This is a genomic window from Microvirgula aerodenitrificans DSM 15089 (assembly GCF_000620105.1).
GTDB classification, from domain to species: Bacteria; Pseudomonadota; Gammaproteobacteria; order Burkholderiales; family Aquaspirillaceae; genus Microvirgula; species Microvirgula aerodenitrificans.
Genome location: NZ_JHVK01000021.1, coordinates 17153 through 29884, shown reverse-complemented (window position 1 = coordinate 29884; position 12732 = coordinate 17153). Strand labels below are relative to the sequence as shown.

Sequence of the window (12732 nt, the reverse complement as noted above, 5' to 3'; positions counted from 1 at the left end):
ATCCGCTCGCCTCTTGATAATGCCGGCACTGTATAAGCCGAGCGTGACGACGGCATGACATGCGCCCGCCGGGCTACAATGCCGCCTTGTCGAAAGAACCAAGGATGTCCCCCATGCGCCCCTCCCAACGAACGGCCGAGGCATTGCGCCCGATCCGCTTTACCCGCCACTACACCCGCCATGCCGAAGGCTCGGTGCTGGTCGAGTTCGGTGATACCAGGGTCCTGTGCACTGCCTCGGTCGAGGAATCGGTACCGGGCTTCCTGAAGGGCAAGGGACGCGGCTGGGTCACGGCCGAGTACGGCATGCTGCCCCGTTCGACCCATTCCCGCATGCGCCGCGAAGCGGCCGCCGGCAAGCAGTCGGGCCGCACCCAGGAAATCCAGCGCCTGATCGGTCGCAGCCTGCGCGCCGTGGTCGATCTCGCCGCGCTCGGCGAACGGCAGATCCTGATTGACTGCGATGTGCTCCAGGCCGATGGCGGCACCCGTACCGCCAGCATCTCCGGCGCCTATGTCGCGCTGGCGGATGCCATTGCCGGCCTGATCGCCAGGGGGGCACTGACAGCCTCCCCGCTGCGTGACGCCGTCGCCGCCGTGTCGGTCGGCATTGTCGACGGCACGCCGGTGCTCGACCTCGATTACGAAGAGGACTCGGCCTGCGACACCGACATGAATGTCGTCATGACCGGTGCCGGTGGCTTTGTCGAAATCCAGGGCACGGCCGAAGGCGCCCCGTTCTCGCGGGCCGAGATGGACCGGCTGATGGCGCTGGCCGAACAGGGCATCCGCGAGATCGTCACCCTGCAGCGCGAAGCCCTGCAGGCACCGCGCTAGAACGAAATCGGCGCGCGCAGCGTCAGCTGGACATCCGGCGAGTCCCGGGTCACCCCCACGCCAAGCGTCAGGTTGACCGCTGTCGACTTGGTCAGCCGGTAGGCGTAGCCGAGCTGCAGCATGCCGATCTGGGCGGTGTACGCATCCTCGGGCGTCTGGCCGTTGACCTTGCTCTTCAGTACCACGTTGTGGTCGTAGGCAAGGCTGAACGACGAGCGGTCGTTGATGGCGATCCCCATGCCGATATTGAAGCCGATCACGTCGCCCGGGTCGAAGTCCTTGATATAGGTGGCGCTGCACACCGAGGTGTCGTTCGCGTCGCTGCGGTAGCGCACGCAGCGGTTCTGGTTGACGCTGGTCTTCTGGTTCCAGGTGTAATTCACCGAGCCGAAGAACACGGCCGGATCGGACGGCAGGATGGCCGACAGCCCCAGCTGGTAGCTCCAGAAGCCGGAACCGGTCGCCAGCTCGGTCTGATAGTCGATGCCCTTGGTGGTATCGGTCACATAGCTGACATCGAACGGCCCCTTGCCGGTCGTCGACTTGACCCGCAGACTGCCGATGTAATACGGACTGCCGTCGACCGGCTGGTTCAACTGGTAGCGCAGCGCCAGTTCCATGTCGCCGATGCCATTGCCGGTCGTGTTGAACACGCTGTCGTGCGAACTGCCGGTCGCCAGCGGGCGCTGGATCGAATCCTCAGTCTGGTACACGTACGGTATGCGACCTTCGATTTCCAGCCGGTTGGTGATGCCGTAACGGCCGGTCAGGCCGAGCACGAAGGCCGAACGGTTGACCTGGCGGATATCGATCAGGCCGATAGTGATGGCCGGGATGATGGTGTAGCCGATCAGGGCCACACGGTCGGAACTGGTGTAGGTGTACTGCAGCGACGGCTCGAACACGAAGCTGCCGCGCGGCGTCAGCACGCCGGGCACATCGAGATTCTGGGCAACGGCCTGGGTGCGCGCCTCGGTCGCCGGGTTGGTCGACGAGGGCGTGGACGTGATCGCCGGACGGGCCGGCGTCACTTCGGCGCCGCCGGGGCTGGCCGTCACATCGGGCGCCGGCGGCGAAGCGCTGGCTACCGTGGCGCCGATCGCATCCGGTGCCGGCGTAACCACCGGACCGCCCGGGCTGGCGCTGACATTCGGTGCCGGCACGGCGGCAGCGACCGCCCCGGACGGCTGCACATTGAGCCGGGACTCCAGCTCCTGAATGCGCTGGCGCTGATCGGCCAGTTGCTGTTCCGTATTGCGACGATAGGACTGCCAGTCGTCGAGTTGTTTCTGCATGGCGTTGAGCCGCGCTTCCAGGCTGCTGTTCGCGGTCTTTTTCGGGGGGGTGGCCGACTGCGCCGACGCCGAGACCAGCAGCCCCGCGATCGCCAGGTAGAGGGTTTTCCGTTTTGCTGGCACGAGTTCCCTTTCGCCGGTTCATGACCGGAATCACCGCAGGCCAGGAAGGCTGGGCCGCCAGCGGGACCGTTTGCGGGTGATTCCATTAAAGGTGAGGACAGCGCGATAGCCAATGCCGGATGCGTTAACCGGGTGCGAGGCATGCGATGTTGCCGATAAACGGCAATCTGCCTGGCACGAAAAGACAAACATGACGACAGCCTGATGACGGCAATGCCTCAGCGCAGCACCGATCCCAGCGTGGCCTGCTGGAGATTCCGCCCCAGTTGCAGTGCATTGAATGCGCTCAGGCTCGGAGCAGACAGGTTCAGTGTGGTCAGGGTCTGGATCAGCCGGCCGTCGACGCTGTTCTGCACCGTCACCACGGTCGGCAGCATGCTCTGCACCACATTGGTCATGCCGGTCGACAGCGAACCACCGGACAGCGCCAGCGACGTCAGCCCGGCACTGACCGCACCGGCCTGCGACACGGCCTTGCCGACATCGGCAATATTCAGGCTCTGCAGGCTCGCCAGCTGGCCATCGATATACACCGCCTGGCTGATGCCGAATGACATGACCGTCCCGCCCGGCACGGCATAGCCGCCGCGCAGGGTGTCGAGCTCCGGCATCGGTACCGCCTCGCCACGGGCGAGCACCACCGTGTCGTCAGCCGGCGCCGGTGCTGCCGCCAGTGCCGGGGACAGCGGCAGACAGCACAGCGCCATCCACAAAATCCGTTTCATGTCGTCTCCATTCAGAAATCCGTGGCGGGCGGTCGCAGCCAGGTCACATTGGCGAACGCGGGGTCGTAGCGCGCGGCCGACAGCGGCGCCGGTTCCCGGACCCGCCATTCGGGGTCGCGGTTGAAGCTGCGCTGCCCCTGTTCCTTCCGGTTCAGGATCACGAACACCACTCCGCCCCAGTTCGCCTCGAACTCGGGCCGGGTCAGGGTGCGCGTGCCCAGCGCCGGATCACCGATCAGCACCCGGCTGGCGCTGATCCCCTTGACCACGACGAAATGCCGGTAGCCACCGTTGTTGATCAGCACGATGGCAGGGATGCCGGCCTGGGCAAAGTCATCCAGCCCGACCTTGAAACCGTTGGCCTGAAAACCTCGCGCATCCAGATAGCGTTTCATGTCCGCCATGGAAAAGCCGACGCGCTGGATCTTCGCCTGGTCGCCGGTGCGGTACATGGCGGCGAACGTGTCTTCTTCCCGCGTCGGCGTGCCGTAGTGGAAGTTCAGCAGCGTCGCCAGCGCCGCCGACCCGCAACTGAAGTCATAGCGCTGCCGCACGGTCGAGCGGAATGCCCGCTCCTTCAGGCTTTCCACCCTGACGTGGAACACGCCAAGGCTGCCCAGCGGCGCCCCCATGTCGTCGGCCTGCGCCGGCAACGGGAAAAAAGGCGCCGCCAGGGCGGCGCACAGCAGAAGCGGATGCAGGTTCACACATCGCTCCTTCAGAACAGGGAGACGTTGAGAATGGTGGAGTTCTGTATCACCACCTGGTTGCCGGAGTTCTGCACTACGGTGCCGATGCCGTTCAGGCCGGACAGCGCGCCCCCGGCCATCAGGTTCACCCCGGTGCTCACGCCGTTGAAGGTGCCGTTGCCGACACTGGCCTCCAGATCGGCACGCTGGCCGACAAAGCTGATCATGTCTGCCCGGTTGGCCGCCTGCCCGGCCTGACCGCCCAGGTCCGCAAGCATGGTTGCACCATGCAGCACCACCTGCTGTGCATCGGCCGGTGGTGGTGCAGGCGGTTCGGCCCGGGCCGCCGCCCCGAGCAAGGCGAGCGCAACCGGAAGCGTCTTGAATATTCGGTTCATTGCCTGTTCCTTTCTGCATGCAGGTATCGGGCAACGGGTGCCCGATACCTTTTTCACTTCATGGAACAAGCGCAATCACTTCGCCGTCACCGGCGCCAGCACATTCACCGACTGCTGCACCACGGCACTGAGGCCGGAGTTCAGCGACACCTGGGCGATGCCGGCCGTGCTGCCGAACGCGCCCTGGTCGATGCTGTTGTTGCCGGTCAGCATGGAAGGCACACCCGTGCTGTGGAAGCCGGTGCCCGACACCGACACATTGGACGTCGCCGCGCTCAGGTCGGTGGCAATCCAGGTGTTGGTGTAGGTCTTGTTGTGGCTGTCGGTCGTCGTCGTCGTGTTGTACGAGTCCTTGGTCGTATTGCGGGTCGTCGACAGTGCCAGGTTGCTGGTGTTGTTGGAGTCGGAATAGGCGTTGCTGCCGTCATTGGCCGCATTGCCACCCTTGCTGGCGCTGACCGTGGTCCTGGTCGACGTGTTGTTCGAGTCCGCCGTCGCATTGCCGCCATTGGACGCCACCCCGCCCTTGGACGCGCTGACGCTGGTCCTGGTCGAGGTATTGCCCGAATCGCTGGTATTGCCCGAATCGGCCGTCGCATTGCCGCCGTTGGCAGCAGCACCGCCCTTGGAGGCAGAGGTGTTGACCGACGAGTTGGTCCTGGTCGACGTATTGCCCGAATCGCTGGTATTGCCCGAATCGGCCGTCGCATTGCCACCGTTGGCCGCCACCCCGCCCTTGGACGCACCGACCCTGGTGGTGGTCGAGCTGTCGGTATAGGTACTGGTCTTGGTCGAGGTGTTGCCGGAGTTGCTGGTGTTGCCCGAATCGGCGGTCGCATTGCCGCCGTTTGCGGCCACCCCGCCCTTGGACGCGCCGACCCTGGTGGTGGTCGAGCTGTCGGAACTGCTGGACGCGCTGCTGTGATTGATCGTATTCCCGGAATCCGTATTGGCCGTACTGCCGCCGGTTGCGGCAGAGCCACCGGCCAGCGCATTGCCGTCCACGGTAACGGCGGCCAGGGCGGCCGGGGCGGCAAATGCCATGGCGATGGCGGCGGCGAGAGCGAGTTTCTTCATTACCTTCTCCTGGTGAGTCGAATTGCATTGCGTCCCCAAGCGGGAACGTCACCAGGATGGCAAGAGTCATGCCTACATGTAAAAATCTGTTAATGCGTTGTTTTTTAACGGTTTTAATTTAAAAATGAAAAACATGAAAAAAAACCGGTACCGCCCGTCACTGGCAGTGTCTCGATTCTGAGTCAGTTCGCCGCGCGGGCCGCCCCCCGCCTTCACCTGCCGTTGGCACAATCGGCCGCTCACCTGACGACATGCCCGGTTTTATTGCCCCTCGCATATTCTGGATGTACAGAAAACGCCAAATGTCCAGCGCGTTTGCCGTGCCGGACCGACAGGCGGAAAGCGCCATTGCCGCTCGTCATTCCTGACCGTCTGTCTCAATGACGAGACAAATTGCAGGCGGGAATGCCTTCTATCCCTTATATCCGTGAGGGGGGCCGCGAAAGAAGGTCACCATGCGGTACACAGGGGTAAAAGAAAGTGCAGAAAAAACGCATCCTCATAGCCAATGCTTGTGCGGAAACAACCCGTATCGCCACCCTGCTGAAAAAGCACGGCTGGGAAGTCCAGACGGAGAACCACCCGGACCGGCTGGCCCAGGTGTGCAGGCAGTTCAAACCGGCAGTCGGCCTGTTCCGCCTGGATGACACGCTGACCGGTCACCACCTGGCGCCACCGCTGCGCGCGGCGCTGGCGGAAACGCAGATCGACTGGATTGCGGCAGTACCGCGCCGGCTGATCGACCTGCCGGCCTGGCAGACACTGCTGTACGAGTGGTTCTACGATTACCACACCCTGCCCTATGATCCCGAACGCCTGCTGGTCACCCTGGGCCGGGCCTATGGCCGGGCGCTGCTGAACCAGAACGGGGGGGAGCAGGTCGAGCCGCAGACGCTCGAATACGCCGATTTCATCGGTCAGTGCGCCAATATGCGCAAGCTGAAGGACGATATCCGCAAAGTCGCCTCGACCGGCATCAGCGCGATGATCACCGGCGAGTCGGGGACCGGCAAGGAGATGGTGGCCCGGCTGCTGCACGAGATGTCACCGCGCAAGGGCGGCCCGTTCGTCGCAGTCAACTGCGCAGCCATTCCCGGCACGCTGATCCAGTCCGAGCTGTTCGGTTATGAGCGCGGCGCCTTTACCGGCGCCAACCAGCGCAAGATCGGCCGCATCGAGGCCGCCGATACCGGCACCCTGTTTCTCGACGAGATTGGTGACCTGGCGCGCGACCTGCAGGCCAACCTGTTGCGCTTTCTGCAGGAAGGCACGATCGAGCGGGTCGGTTCCGCCGTCAGCAAGGAAGTCGATGTGCGCGTCATCTCCGCCACCCACGTCAACCTGCCGCTGGCCATTGCCGCCGGCAACTTCCGCGACGACCTGTTCTATCGGCTGAACGTCTGCAATCTGCGCATTCCGCCGCTGCGCGAACGGCAGGAAGACATCATCCCGCTGGCCGAACGCTTTCTGACCAGCTGTGTTGCCCGGCAGAAACTGCCGCCCAAGCGCTTTGCCAGCGAAGCACTGACGGCGATGCAGCGCTACACCTGGCCCGGCAATGTGCGCGAGCTGCAGAACCGGGTCTATCAGGGGGCGGTCATGTCGGCCGGCCGCCAGGTCACGCCGCTGGACATGGGCATCGACGACAAGATCGTGCCGGAAATTGCCTGGCAGACCCTGGACGAGGTCCGGGGTCTGGCCGAACGCGGCGCGCTGCAGCGGACGCTGACGCTGTGCCGTTACAACTATTCGCTCGCGGCGCAGAACCTGGGCATTTCCCGCGCCACGCTGTACCGGCTGCTGGACAAGCACCAGCTCGGCACCGGCGATGATCCCGACGACGAGGCCGATATCGACGCCGACAAGGGGGCATCGGTTCCGGGCTGAAACGGCGGCTGTGTCAGCGCTGAGACATCATTCCCCGGTGCGCGGAAACAGGGCCACACCCTGGACATCGAGCCGGAAGCCGACCTGCTCGCCCGGCTCGTGGCGGGCATGGCTCGGCATCAGCGACAGCAGTTCCCGTCCGGAAGGCAGGCGCAGCGCGTACAGGAACTCGGCCCCGCGGAATACCCGCGACACCACTTCCGCCCGCAGCGCGGCCGCCGGATCGATCACCACGTCATCCGGACGCAACAGCACATCGACCGCGGCACCGGCCGGCAGCGCCTCGCTGCCGTGGCAGTCGATGCCATCGCCAACATCAACCCGGCCATCCGCCGCCATCACCCCGGCCAGCAGTGCGCCCTCGCCGACGAAATCGGCGACAAAGCGCGTGGCCGGCTCGTGGTACAGCGCATACGGCGTGGCCCATTGTTCAATCCTGCCGCCGCGCATCACCCCGACCCGATCGGCAATGGCAAAAGCCTCGCGCTGGTCATGCGTGACCAGCACCGCAGCCACGTTCTCGCGCTTGAGGATCTGCCGCACCTCCTGACCCAGGGTTTCGCGCAGCATCACGTCCAGATTGGAAAACGGTTCGTCCAGCAGCAGCAGGCGGGGCCGCGGCGCCAGCGCACGCGCCAGGGCCACCCGCTGCTGCTGTCCACCGGACAGTTCGTGCGGATAGACCGCGTCGCGCCCGGCCAGGCCGACCAGCTCCAGCAGGCCGGCCACCCGCTCCCGGCGCGCGCCGTCGGCCAGCGCCTCCAGGCCGAAGCCGACATTGCCGGCCACGGTCAGGTGCGGAAACAGCGCATAGTCCTGGAACACCATGCCGATGCCGCGCCGGTGCGCGGCCATCTGGTAGCCGGCCCGGGAAAAAACCGTCCCGTCGACCCGGATCTCGCCGGCCGACAGCGGTTCAAAGCCGGCAATGGCGCGCAGCACCGTGGTCTTGCCGCAGCCGGACGCCCCGAGCAGGCAGCCGATCTCGCCGGCAGCCAGCGAAAACGACAGCCGGTCAACCACCGGGGCGTCACCATAGCGCACGCTGAGTCGATCGACGTCGAGCAGCGGCAATGCGTCTGTCTCATTCATGTGATTCATTCCCCTTGTCCGGACGGCTGCCCTGCAGCAGCCGTTCCCTGGCCAGCAACAACACCGGCGCCAGCCCCACCAGCACAATGGCAACGGACGGCAATGCGGCCCGCTCCCATTCCCCTTCACTGGTCATCTCGAATACCCGCACCGCCAGCGTGTCCCAGCCAAATGGCCTCGTCATCAGCGTGATCGGCATTTCCTTCATGATGTCGACGAACACCATCAGCAGCGCAACCAGTACGCCGCCGGACAATTGCGGCAGATACAGCCGCCGGAACAGCGCCATCCCGCGCACGCCAAGCAGGCGGGCAGACTCTTCCTGGCTGGGCGGCACGCGCTGGAACGCGCTTTCCACCGGCGAGAAGCCGACCGCGCAAAAGCGTGCCGCCAGTGCCAGCAGCATCACCACCAGCGTGCCCTTGAACACGGCCGTCTGCCCGGCCAGCGCCGGGACGTGATCGATCAGCACATTGTCCAGCCAGGCAACCGGCACGAACACGCCGACCGCGAGCACCGTGCCCGGCACCGCATAACCAAGCGTGGCCAGCCGCACCAGCAACCGGGTCGGCCAGCTGCGGTCGCGACGCTGCGCATAACCGAGCAGCAGGGCCAGCAGCAGCACCATGGTCGCGCCGAGCCCGGCCAGCACGACTGAATTCAGCGTGAACTGCCAGTAACGGGCATCGAGGTCAGCGGCGGCGACCTCGTACGCCCACAGCAGCAATTGCACGAACGGCACGACAAAGGCGACGCCCAGTACCGTGCCGGCCCACAGCGCCGCCCCCCAGCCGCGTGCACCGCCCAGCCGGAGGCGGCGCAGCGGTGTCGCCGCGCGCGCGGCATAGGCGCGCCGGCCGCGTGCATGCTGTTCGAGCCAGACCAGCAGAAACACCGCCAGAATCAGCAGTGATGCCAGTTGCGCGGCGGACGACAGCGAAAACAGCGAAAACCACGCCTTGTAGATGGCGGTGGTAAAGGTATCGACGTTGAACACCGCCACGGTGCCGAAATCAGCCAGTGTTTCCATCAGCGCCAGCGACAGCCCGCCAATGATCCACGGCCGCGCCATCGGCAGCGCCACGCGCCGGAAACCGCGCCGGCGGTCCAGTCCCAGCGAAGCGGCGGCCTCGAGCGCGCGCCGGCCCTGGGTCGCGAACGCATTGCGGGCCAGCAGGTACACATACGGGTACAGCGCCAGGCTCATGACCAGCACCACGCCGCCGATGGAACGGATCGGCGGAAACCGGACCGGACCGCCGGCCAGCTCGCGCAGCTGCGTCTGCAGCGGGCCGGTAAAGTCCAGCAGGCCGACCATCGCGAAGGCCAGCACATAGGCCGGCATCGCCATCGGCAGCATCAGCGCCCAGGCAAAGAAGCGCCGGCCGGGGAAATCGTGCACCGCCACCAGCCATGCCAGCGGCACGCCAAGCAGCAGCACCCCGGCACCGACGCCGCCGAGCAGGATCGCGGTATTGCCCAGCAGGCGCGGCAGCACGAACTCGCCAAGGTGCGACCAGATGTCCCGGTCGATGGTGGTAAACGACGACAGGATCACGGCGAGGGGCAGCAGCGTGACCAGCGACAGCAGCCCGGCCAGCCACTGCCAGCGCCGGACGGAAAAGGAGAACGGCATCGGATCGATTCAGACAAGCGGGAACGGGAAAAACCGCCCGGGGGCGGTTTCGGGAATCAGGCAGAAAATGAATCAGCGATACCCGGCACGATCCATCAGCTTGACCGCCTCGGCCTGCAGCTCACCGGCCTTGGACACATTCACGTAGTTGTGCTTGAAATCGCCCCAGGCGGCCACGGCCGGGTCCGGCTTCACCTTCGGGTTGACCGGGTATTCCATGTTCTTGTCGGCGTACAGGTTCTGCGCCTGCGGGCCGGACAGCCATTCGAGCAGCTTCAGCGCACCCTTCTCGTTCTTCGCATGTGCAGTCACGCCAGCACCGGACACGTTCACGTGGGTGCCGGAGGTCTTCTGGTTGGCCCAGAAGAGGCCCAGCGGCAGCCTGGGCTGCTTCTCCATCAGACGGCCGTAGTAGTAGGTGTTGGCAATGCCGACATCACACTGGCCGGCCGCAATCGCCTCCAGCATCCTGGTGTCGTCCGGGAACGGCGCCGTGGCCAGGTTGGCCACCCAGCCCCTGACGATCTTCTCGGTCCTGGCCGCACCGTGTTCGGCGATCATCGTCGCCACCAGCGACTGGTTGTAGACCTTCTTCGACGTGCGCAGGCACAGCCGGCCCTTCCACTTCGGATCGGCCAGGTTCTCGTAGGTCGACAGGTCGGCCGGCTTCACCTTCTGCGTGTTGTAGAACATGGTGCGGGCGCGCACCGACAGCCCGTACCACTGCCCCTTCGGATCACGCAGGTGGGCCGGCACATTGGCGTCCAGCGTCTTCGATGCGACCGGCTTCAGCAGGCCTTCATGCGCGGCCTGCCACAGGTTGCCGGCATCGACCGTCATCAGCATGTCGGCCGGCGTGTTTTTGCCCTCGGCCTTCAGCCGCTCCATCAGCGGACCTTCCTTGTCGGTGACGAACCTGACCTCGACCCCGGTCTCCCTGGTGTAGGCATCGAACAGGGGCTTGATGAGCTGCTCGTTGCGGGCGGTGTACACGGTCACGGCCTCGGCGTGCGCCAGCGCAGTCAGGGTGGACAGAGCCACCGCGGCCAGGGCGAATTTTTTCATCATGAATCCTTCAGTCGATCGGGGAAGTGAGAATGAAACTCACCTTACTTGTCGATTCTTAACGGATTCTTGGCACGTGCCCGTGTCAATGTTGAAAACAGTTCTCATTTACAGCTTGACAGATCCGGTCCGGTATAGCTGATAATAATTCTCAATTATCCAGATTAACCCACGCTATCCCCTGAACAGGAGACAGACCATGAACGCGATGCTGGTTGGTGCCGATACCCTGGGCAACATTCCGAACGTCCTGAACGAATTCGGCATTTCCATTCACCGTCATGTCAGTGGCCGCAACAGCGCCCACCAGCGCAAGTCCAACACGCTGCCGGCAGACACCGACCTGCTGATCCTGTTCACCGATTTTCTGGGGCACAACGTGATGAAGCACTTCCGCTCGCTGGCCGCCAGCCGCGACGTCCGCTTCGTGGCTTGTCGCCGCTCAACCTGCGCGCTGAAGCAGGCGCTGTCGGCCGTGGGCCTGCAGACCTGCAGCGGCTGCGACACCCCCTGCGGCAGCGTCCGCCCGCTGAAACGCGTTTGAGCAACGCGGTCAGCGGCAGGCGTCCACCGCCTGCTCCAGGCGTTCCACGGCGATGATCTCCATGCCTTCCACCGGCTGCTTCGGCCGGTTGGCCAGTGGCACGATCGCCCGCGCGAAGCCCAGTTTCGCCGCTTCCCTGAGCCGCTCCTGCCCGCGCTGCACCGGCCGGACCTCGCCCCCCAGCCCCACCTCGCCGAACACCACCAGCTTGTCCGGCAACGGCTTGTTGCGCAAAGACGACACGATGGCGAGCAGCACGGCCAGGTCGGCCGCCGGCTCGGCAATCTTGACGCCGCCCACCGCATTGACGAACACATCCTGGTCAAAGCAGGCAATGCCGGCATGCCGGTGCAGTACCGCCAGCAGCATCGCTAGCCGGTTCTGCTCCAGCCCCACCGTCAGCCGGCGCGGCTGCGGTGCGTGGGTGTCGTCGACCAGTGCCTGTATCTCGACCAGCAGCGGTCGGGTCCCTTCCTGGGTCACCAGCACGCAGGAGCCCGGCACGTCATCACGGCGGCTGGACAGGAAAATCGCCGACGGATTGCTGACTCCGCGCAGGCCGCGATCGGTCATTGCGAACACGCCCAGCTCGTTGACGGCGCCAAAGCGGTTCTTGATCGCGCGGATCATGCGGAAGCTGGAATGGGTGTCGCCCTCGAAATACAGCACCGAGTCGACGATATGCTCCAGCACGCGGGGCCCGGCCAGCGCGCCTTCCTTGGTCACGTGTCCGACCATGACGATGGTGATGCCGGTCTGCTTGGCCACGCGGGTCAGCTGGGCCGCACACTCGCGCACCTGGGCGACCGAGCCCGGCGCCGAATTCAGCGCATCGGCGTAGACGGTCTGGATCGAGTCGATGACCGCCACATCCGGTGCTTCATGCTTCAGCGTGGCAATGATCTGGTCGAGGCGGATTTCCGCCAGCAGGCGCACCGCCGATGCATCGACCGCCAGCCGCGACGCGCGCAGCGCCACCTGGGCGGCGGATTCCTCGCCGGTCACATACAGGACCTTGCGACTGAGTCCGATCGTGGCCAGCGCCTGCAGCAGCAGGGTCGACTTGCCGATACCCGGATCACCGCCGATCAGCACCACCGCACCATGTACCAGCCCGCCGCCGAGCACCCGGTCGAGTTCCTCGATGCCGGTCGGCGTGCGCGGCGCTTCCTCCGCCTGCACGTCGGCCAGGGTCTGCACCGAGGACGTGACCGACAGCGCTTCGTAGCGACCGCCCGGCTTCGCCGGCTCGATCACGGTTTCGGTCAGCGAGTTCCAGGCGCCGCAGCCCGGGCACTGTCCCTGCCATTTCGGCGAAGTCGCACCGCAGTCACCGCAGACATAGGCCGCTTTTGCGCGGGCCAT

Annotated in this window: 12 protein-coding genes; 3 read left to right on the top strand and 9 right to left on the bottom strand. The window is 65.3% G+C overall.

The window, feature by feature from the left end:
- Window positions 1-113: 113 nt before the first annotated feature.
- Window positions 114-836: a ribonuclease PH gene (gene rph / locus Q352_RS0115090; RefSeq protein WP_028500059.1), complete on the top strand. Its 723-nt coding sequence runs from the start codon at window positions 114-116 to the stop codon at window positions 834-836.
- On the opposite strand, the gene Q352_RS0115085 is transcribed toward rph, so the two are convergent.
- The 5 genes from Q352_RS0115085 to Q352_RS0115065 form a co-directional block, all read right to left on the bottom strand.
- A complete protein-coding gene (locus Q352_RS0115085; RefSeq protein WP_028500058.1) occupies window positions 833-2254 on the bottom strand; it encodes a hypothetical protein in 1422 nt (473 codons plus the stop codon). The genes rph and Q352_RS0115085 overlap by 4 nt on opposite strands.
- A 218-nt stretch (window positions 2255-2472) precedes the next feature.
- A complete protein-coding gene (locus tag Q352_RS0115080) occupies window positions 2473-2979 on the bottom strand; it encodes a hypothetical protein (RefSeq protein ID WP_146745009.1) in 507 nt (168 codons plus the stop codon).
- 11 nt (window positions 2980-2990) lie between these two features.
- Window positions 2991-3686 (bottom strand): C39 family peptidase, encoded by a 696-nt coding sequence (locus Q352_RS21395; RefSeq protein WP_051529003.1) that lies wholly within the window; start codon window positions 3684-3686, stop codon window positions 2991-2993.
- A gap of 11 nt (window positions 3687-3697) precedes the next feature.
- Entirely contained in the window at window positions 3698-4066 is a 369-nt protein-coding gene (locus Q352_RS21390) for a hypothetical protein (protein WP_036386559.1), read from the bottom strand.
- A 75-nt stretch (window positions 4067-4141) separates the two neighbouring features.
- A complete protein-coding gene (locus tag Q352_RS0115065) occupies window positions 4142-5143 on the bottom strand; it encodes a hypothetical protein (protein WP_028500056.1) in 1002 nt (333 codons plus the stop codon).
- A gap of 480 nt (window positions 5144-5623) precedes the next feature.
- Here Q352_RS0115065 and Q352_RS21385 point away from each other — a divergent pair, with 480 nt between their 5' ends.
- Window positions 5624-7030 carry a sigma-54 dependent transcriptional regulator gene (locus tag Q352_RS21385; protein WP_051529002.1) on the top strand — a complete coding sequence of 469 codons (1407 nt, stop codon included), beginning with the start codon at window positions 5624-5626 and terminating at the stop codon, window positions 7028-7030.
- 27 nt (window positions 7031-7057) lie between these two features.
- Here Q352_RS21385 and Q352_RS0115055 read toward each other — a convergent pair whose 3' ends face one another.
- The 3 genes from Q352_RS0115055 to Q352_RS0115045 all read right to left on the bottom strand — a co-directional run bounded on the left by Q352_RS0115055 (window position 7058) and on the right by Q352_RS0115045 (window position 10826).
- Window positions 7058-8122 (bottom strand): ABC transporter ATP-binding protein, encoded by a 1065-nt coding sequence (locus Q352_RS0115055; protein ID WP_036386556.1) that lies wholly within the window; start codon window positions 8120-8122, stop codon window positions 7058-7060.
- The gene (locus Q352_RS21380; protein WP_051529001.1) at window positions 8115-9758 is read right to left on the bottom strand and encodes an ABC transporter permease; all 1644 of its coding nucleotides are present in this window, start codon (window positions 9756-9758) and stop codon (window positions 8115-8117) included. Before Q352_RS21380 ends, Q352_RS0115055 begins: the two co-directional genes overlap by 8 nt.
- 72 nt (window positions 9759-9830) lie before the next feature.
- Window positions 9831-10826 carry a Fe(3+) ABC transporter substrate-binding protein gene (locus Q352_RS0115045; protein WP_199489736.1) on the bottom strand — a complete coding sequence of 332 codons (996 nt, stop codon included), beginning with the start codon at window positions 10824-10826 and terminating at the stop codon, window positions 9831-9833.
- 196 nt (window positions 10827-11022) lie between these two features.
- Here Q352_RS0115045 and Q352_RS0115040 point away from each other — a divergent pair, with 196 nt between their 5' ends.
- The gene (locus tag Q352_RS0115040) at window positions 11023-11367 is read left to right on the top strand and encodes a DUF2325 domain-containing protein (RefSeq protein WP_028500053.1); all 345 of its coding nucleotides are present in this window, start codon (window positions 11023-11025) and stop codon (window positions 11365-11367) included.
- A gap of 9 nt (window positions 11368-11376) precedes the next feature.
- Here the strand turns inward: Q352_RS0115040 and radA are convergent, their stop codons facing one another.
- Window positions 11377-12732, bottom strand: a complete 1356-nt coding sequence (gene radA / locus Q352_RS0115035) for a DNA repair protein RadA (RefSeq protein ID WP_028500052.1) — start codon at window positions 12730-12732, stop codon at window positions 11377-11379.

Coding starts and splice junctions, on each gene's coding strand:
- rph (WP_028500059.1), top strand. CDS start 114: ATGCGCCCCTCCCAACGAACGGCCGAGGCATTGCGCCCGATCCGCTTT.
- Q352_RS0115080 (WP_146745009.1), bottom strand. CDS start 2,979: ATGAAACGGATTTTGTGGATGGCGCTGTGCTGTCTGCCGCTGTCCCCG.
- Q352_RS21390 (WP_036386559.1), bottom strand. CDS start 4,066: ATGAACCGAATATTCAAGACGCTTCCGGTTGCGCTCGCCTTGCTCGGG.
- Q352_RS0115065 (WP_028500056.1), bottom strand. CDS start 5,143: ATGAAGAAACTCGCTCTCGCCGCCGCCATCGCCATGGCATTTGCCGCC.
- Q352_RS0115055 (WP_036386556.1), bottom strand. CDS start 8,122: ATGAATGAGACAGACGCATTGCCGCTGCTCGACGTCGATCGACTCAGC.
- Q352_RS21380 (WP_051529001.1), bottom strand. CDS start 9,758: ATGCCGTTCTCCTTTTCCGTCCGGCGCTGGCAGTGGCTGGCCGGGCTG.
- Q352_RS0115045 (WP_199489736.1), bottom strand. CDS start 10,826: ATGATGAAAAAATTCGCCCTGGCCGCGGTGGCTCTGTCCACCCTGACT.
- Q352_RS0115040 (WP_028500053.1), top strand. CDS start 11,023: ATGAACGCGATGCTGGTTGGTGCCGATACCCTGGGCAACATTCCGAAC.
- radA (WP_028500052.1), bottom strand. CDS start 12,732: ATGGCCCGCGCAAAAGCGGCCTATGTCTGCGGTGACTGCGGTGCGACT.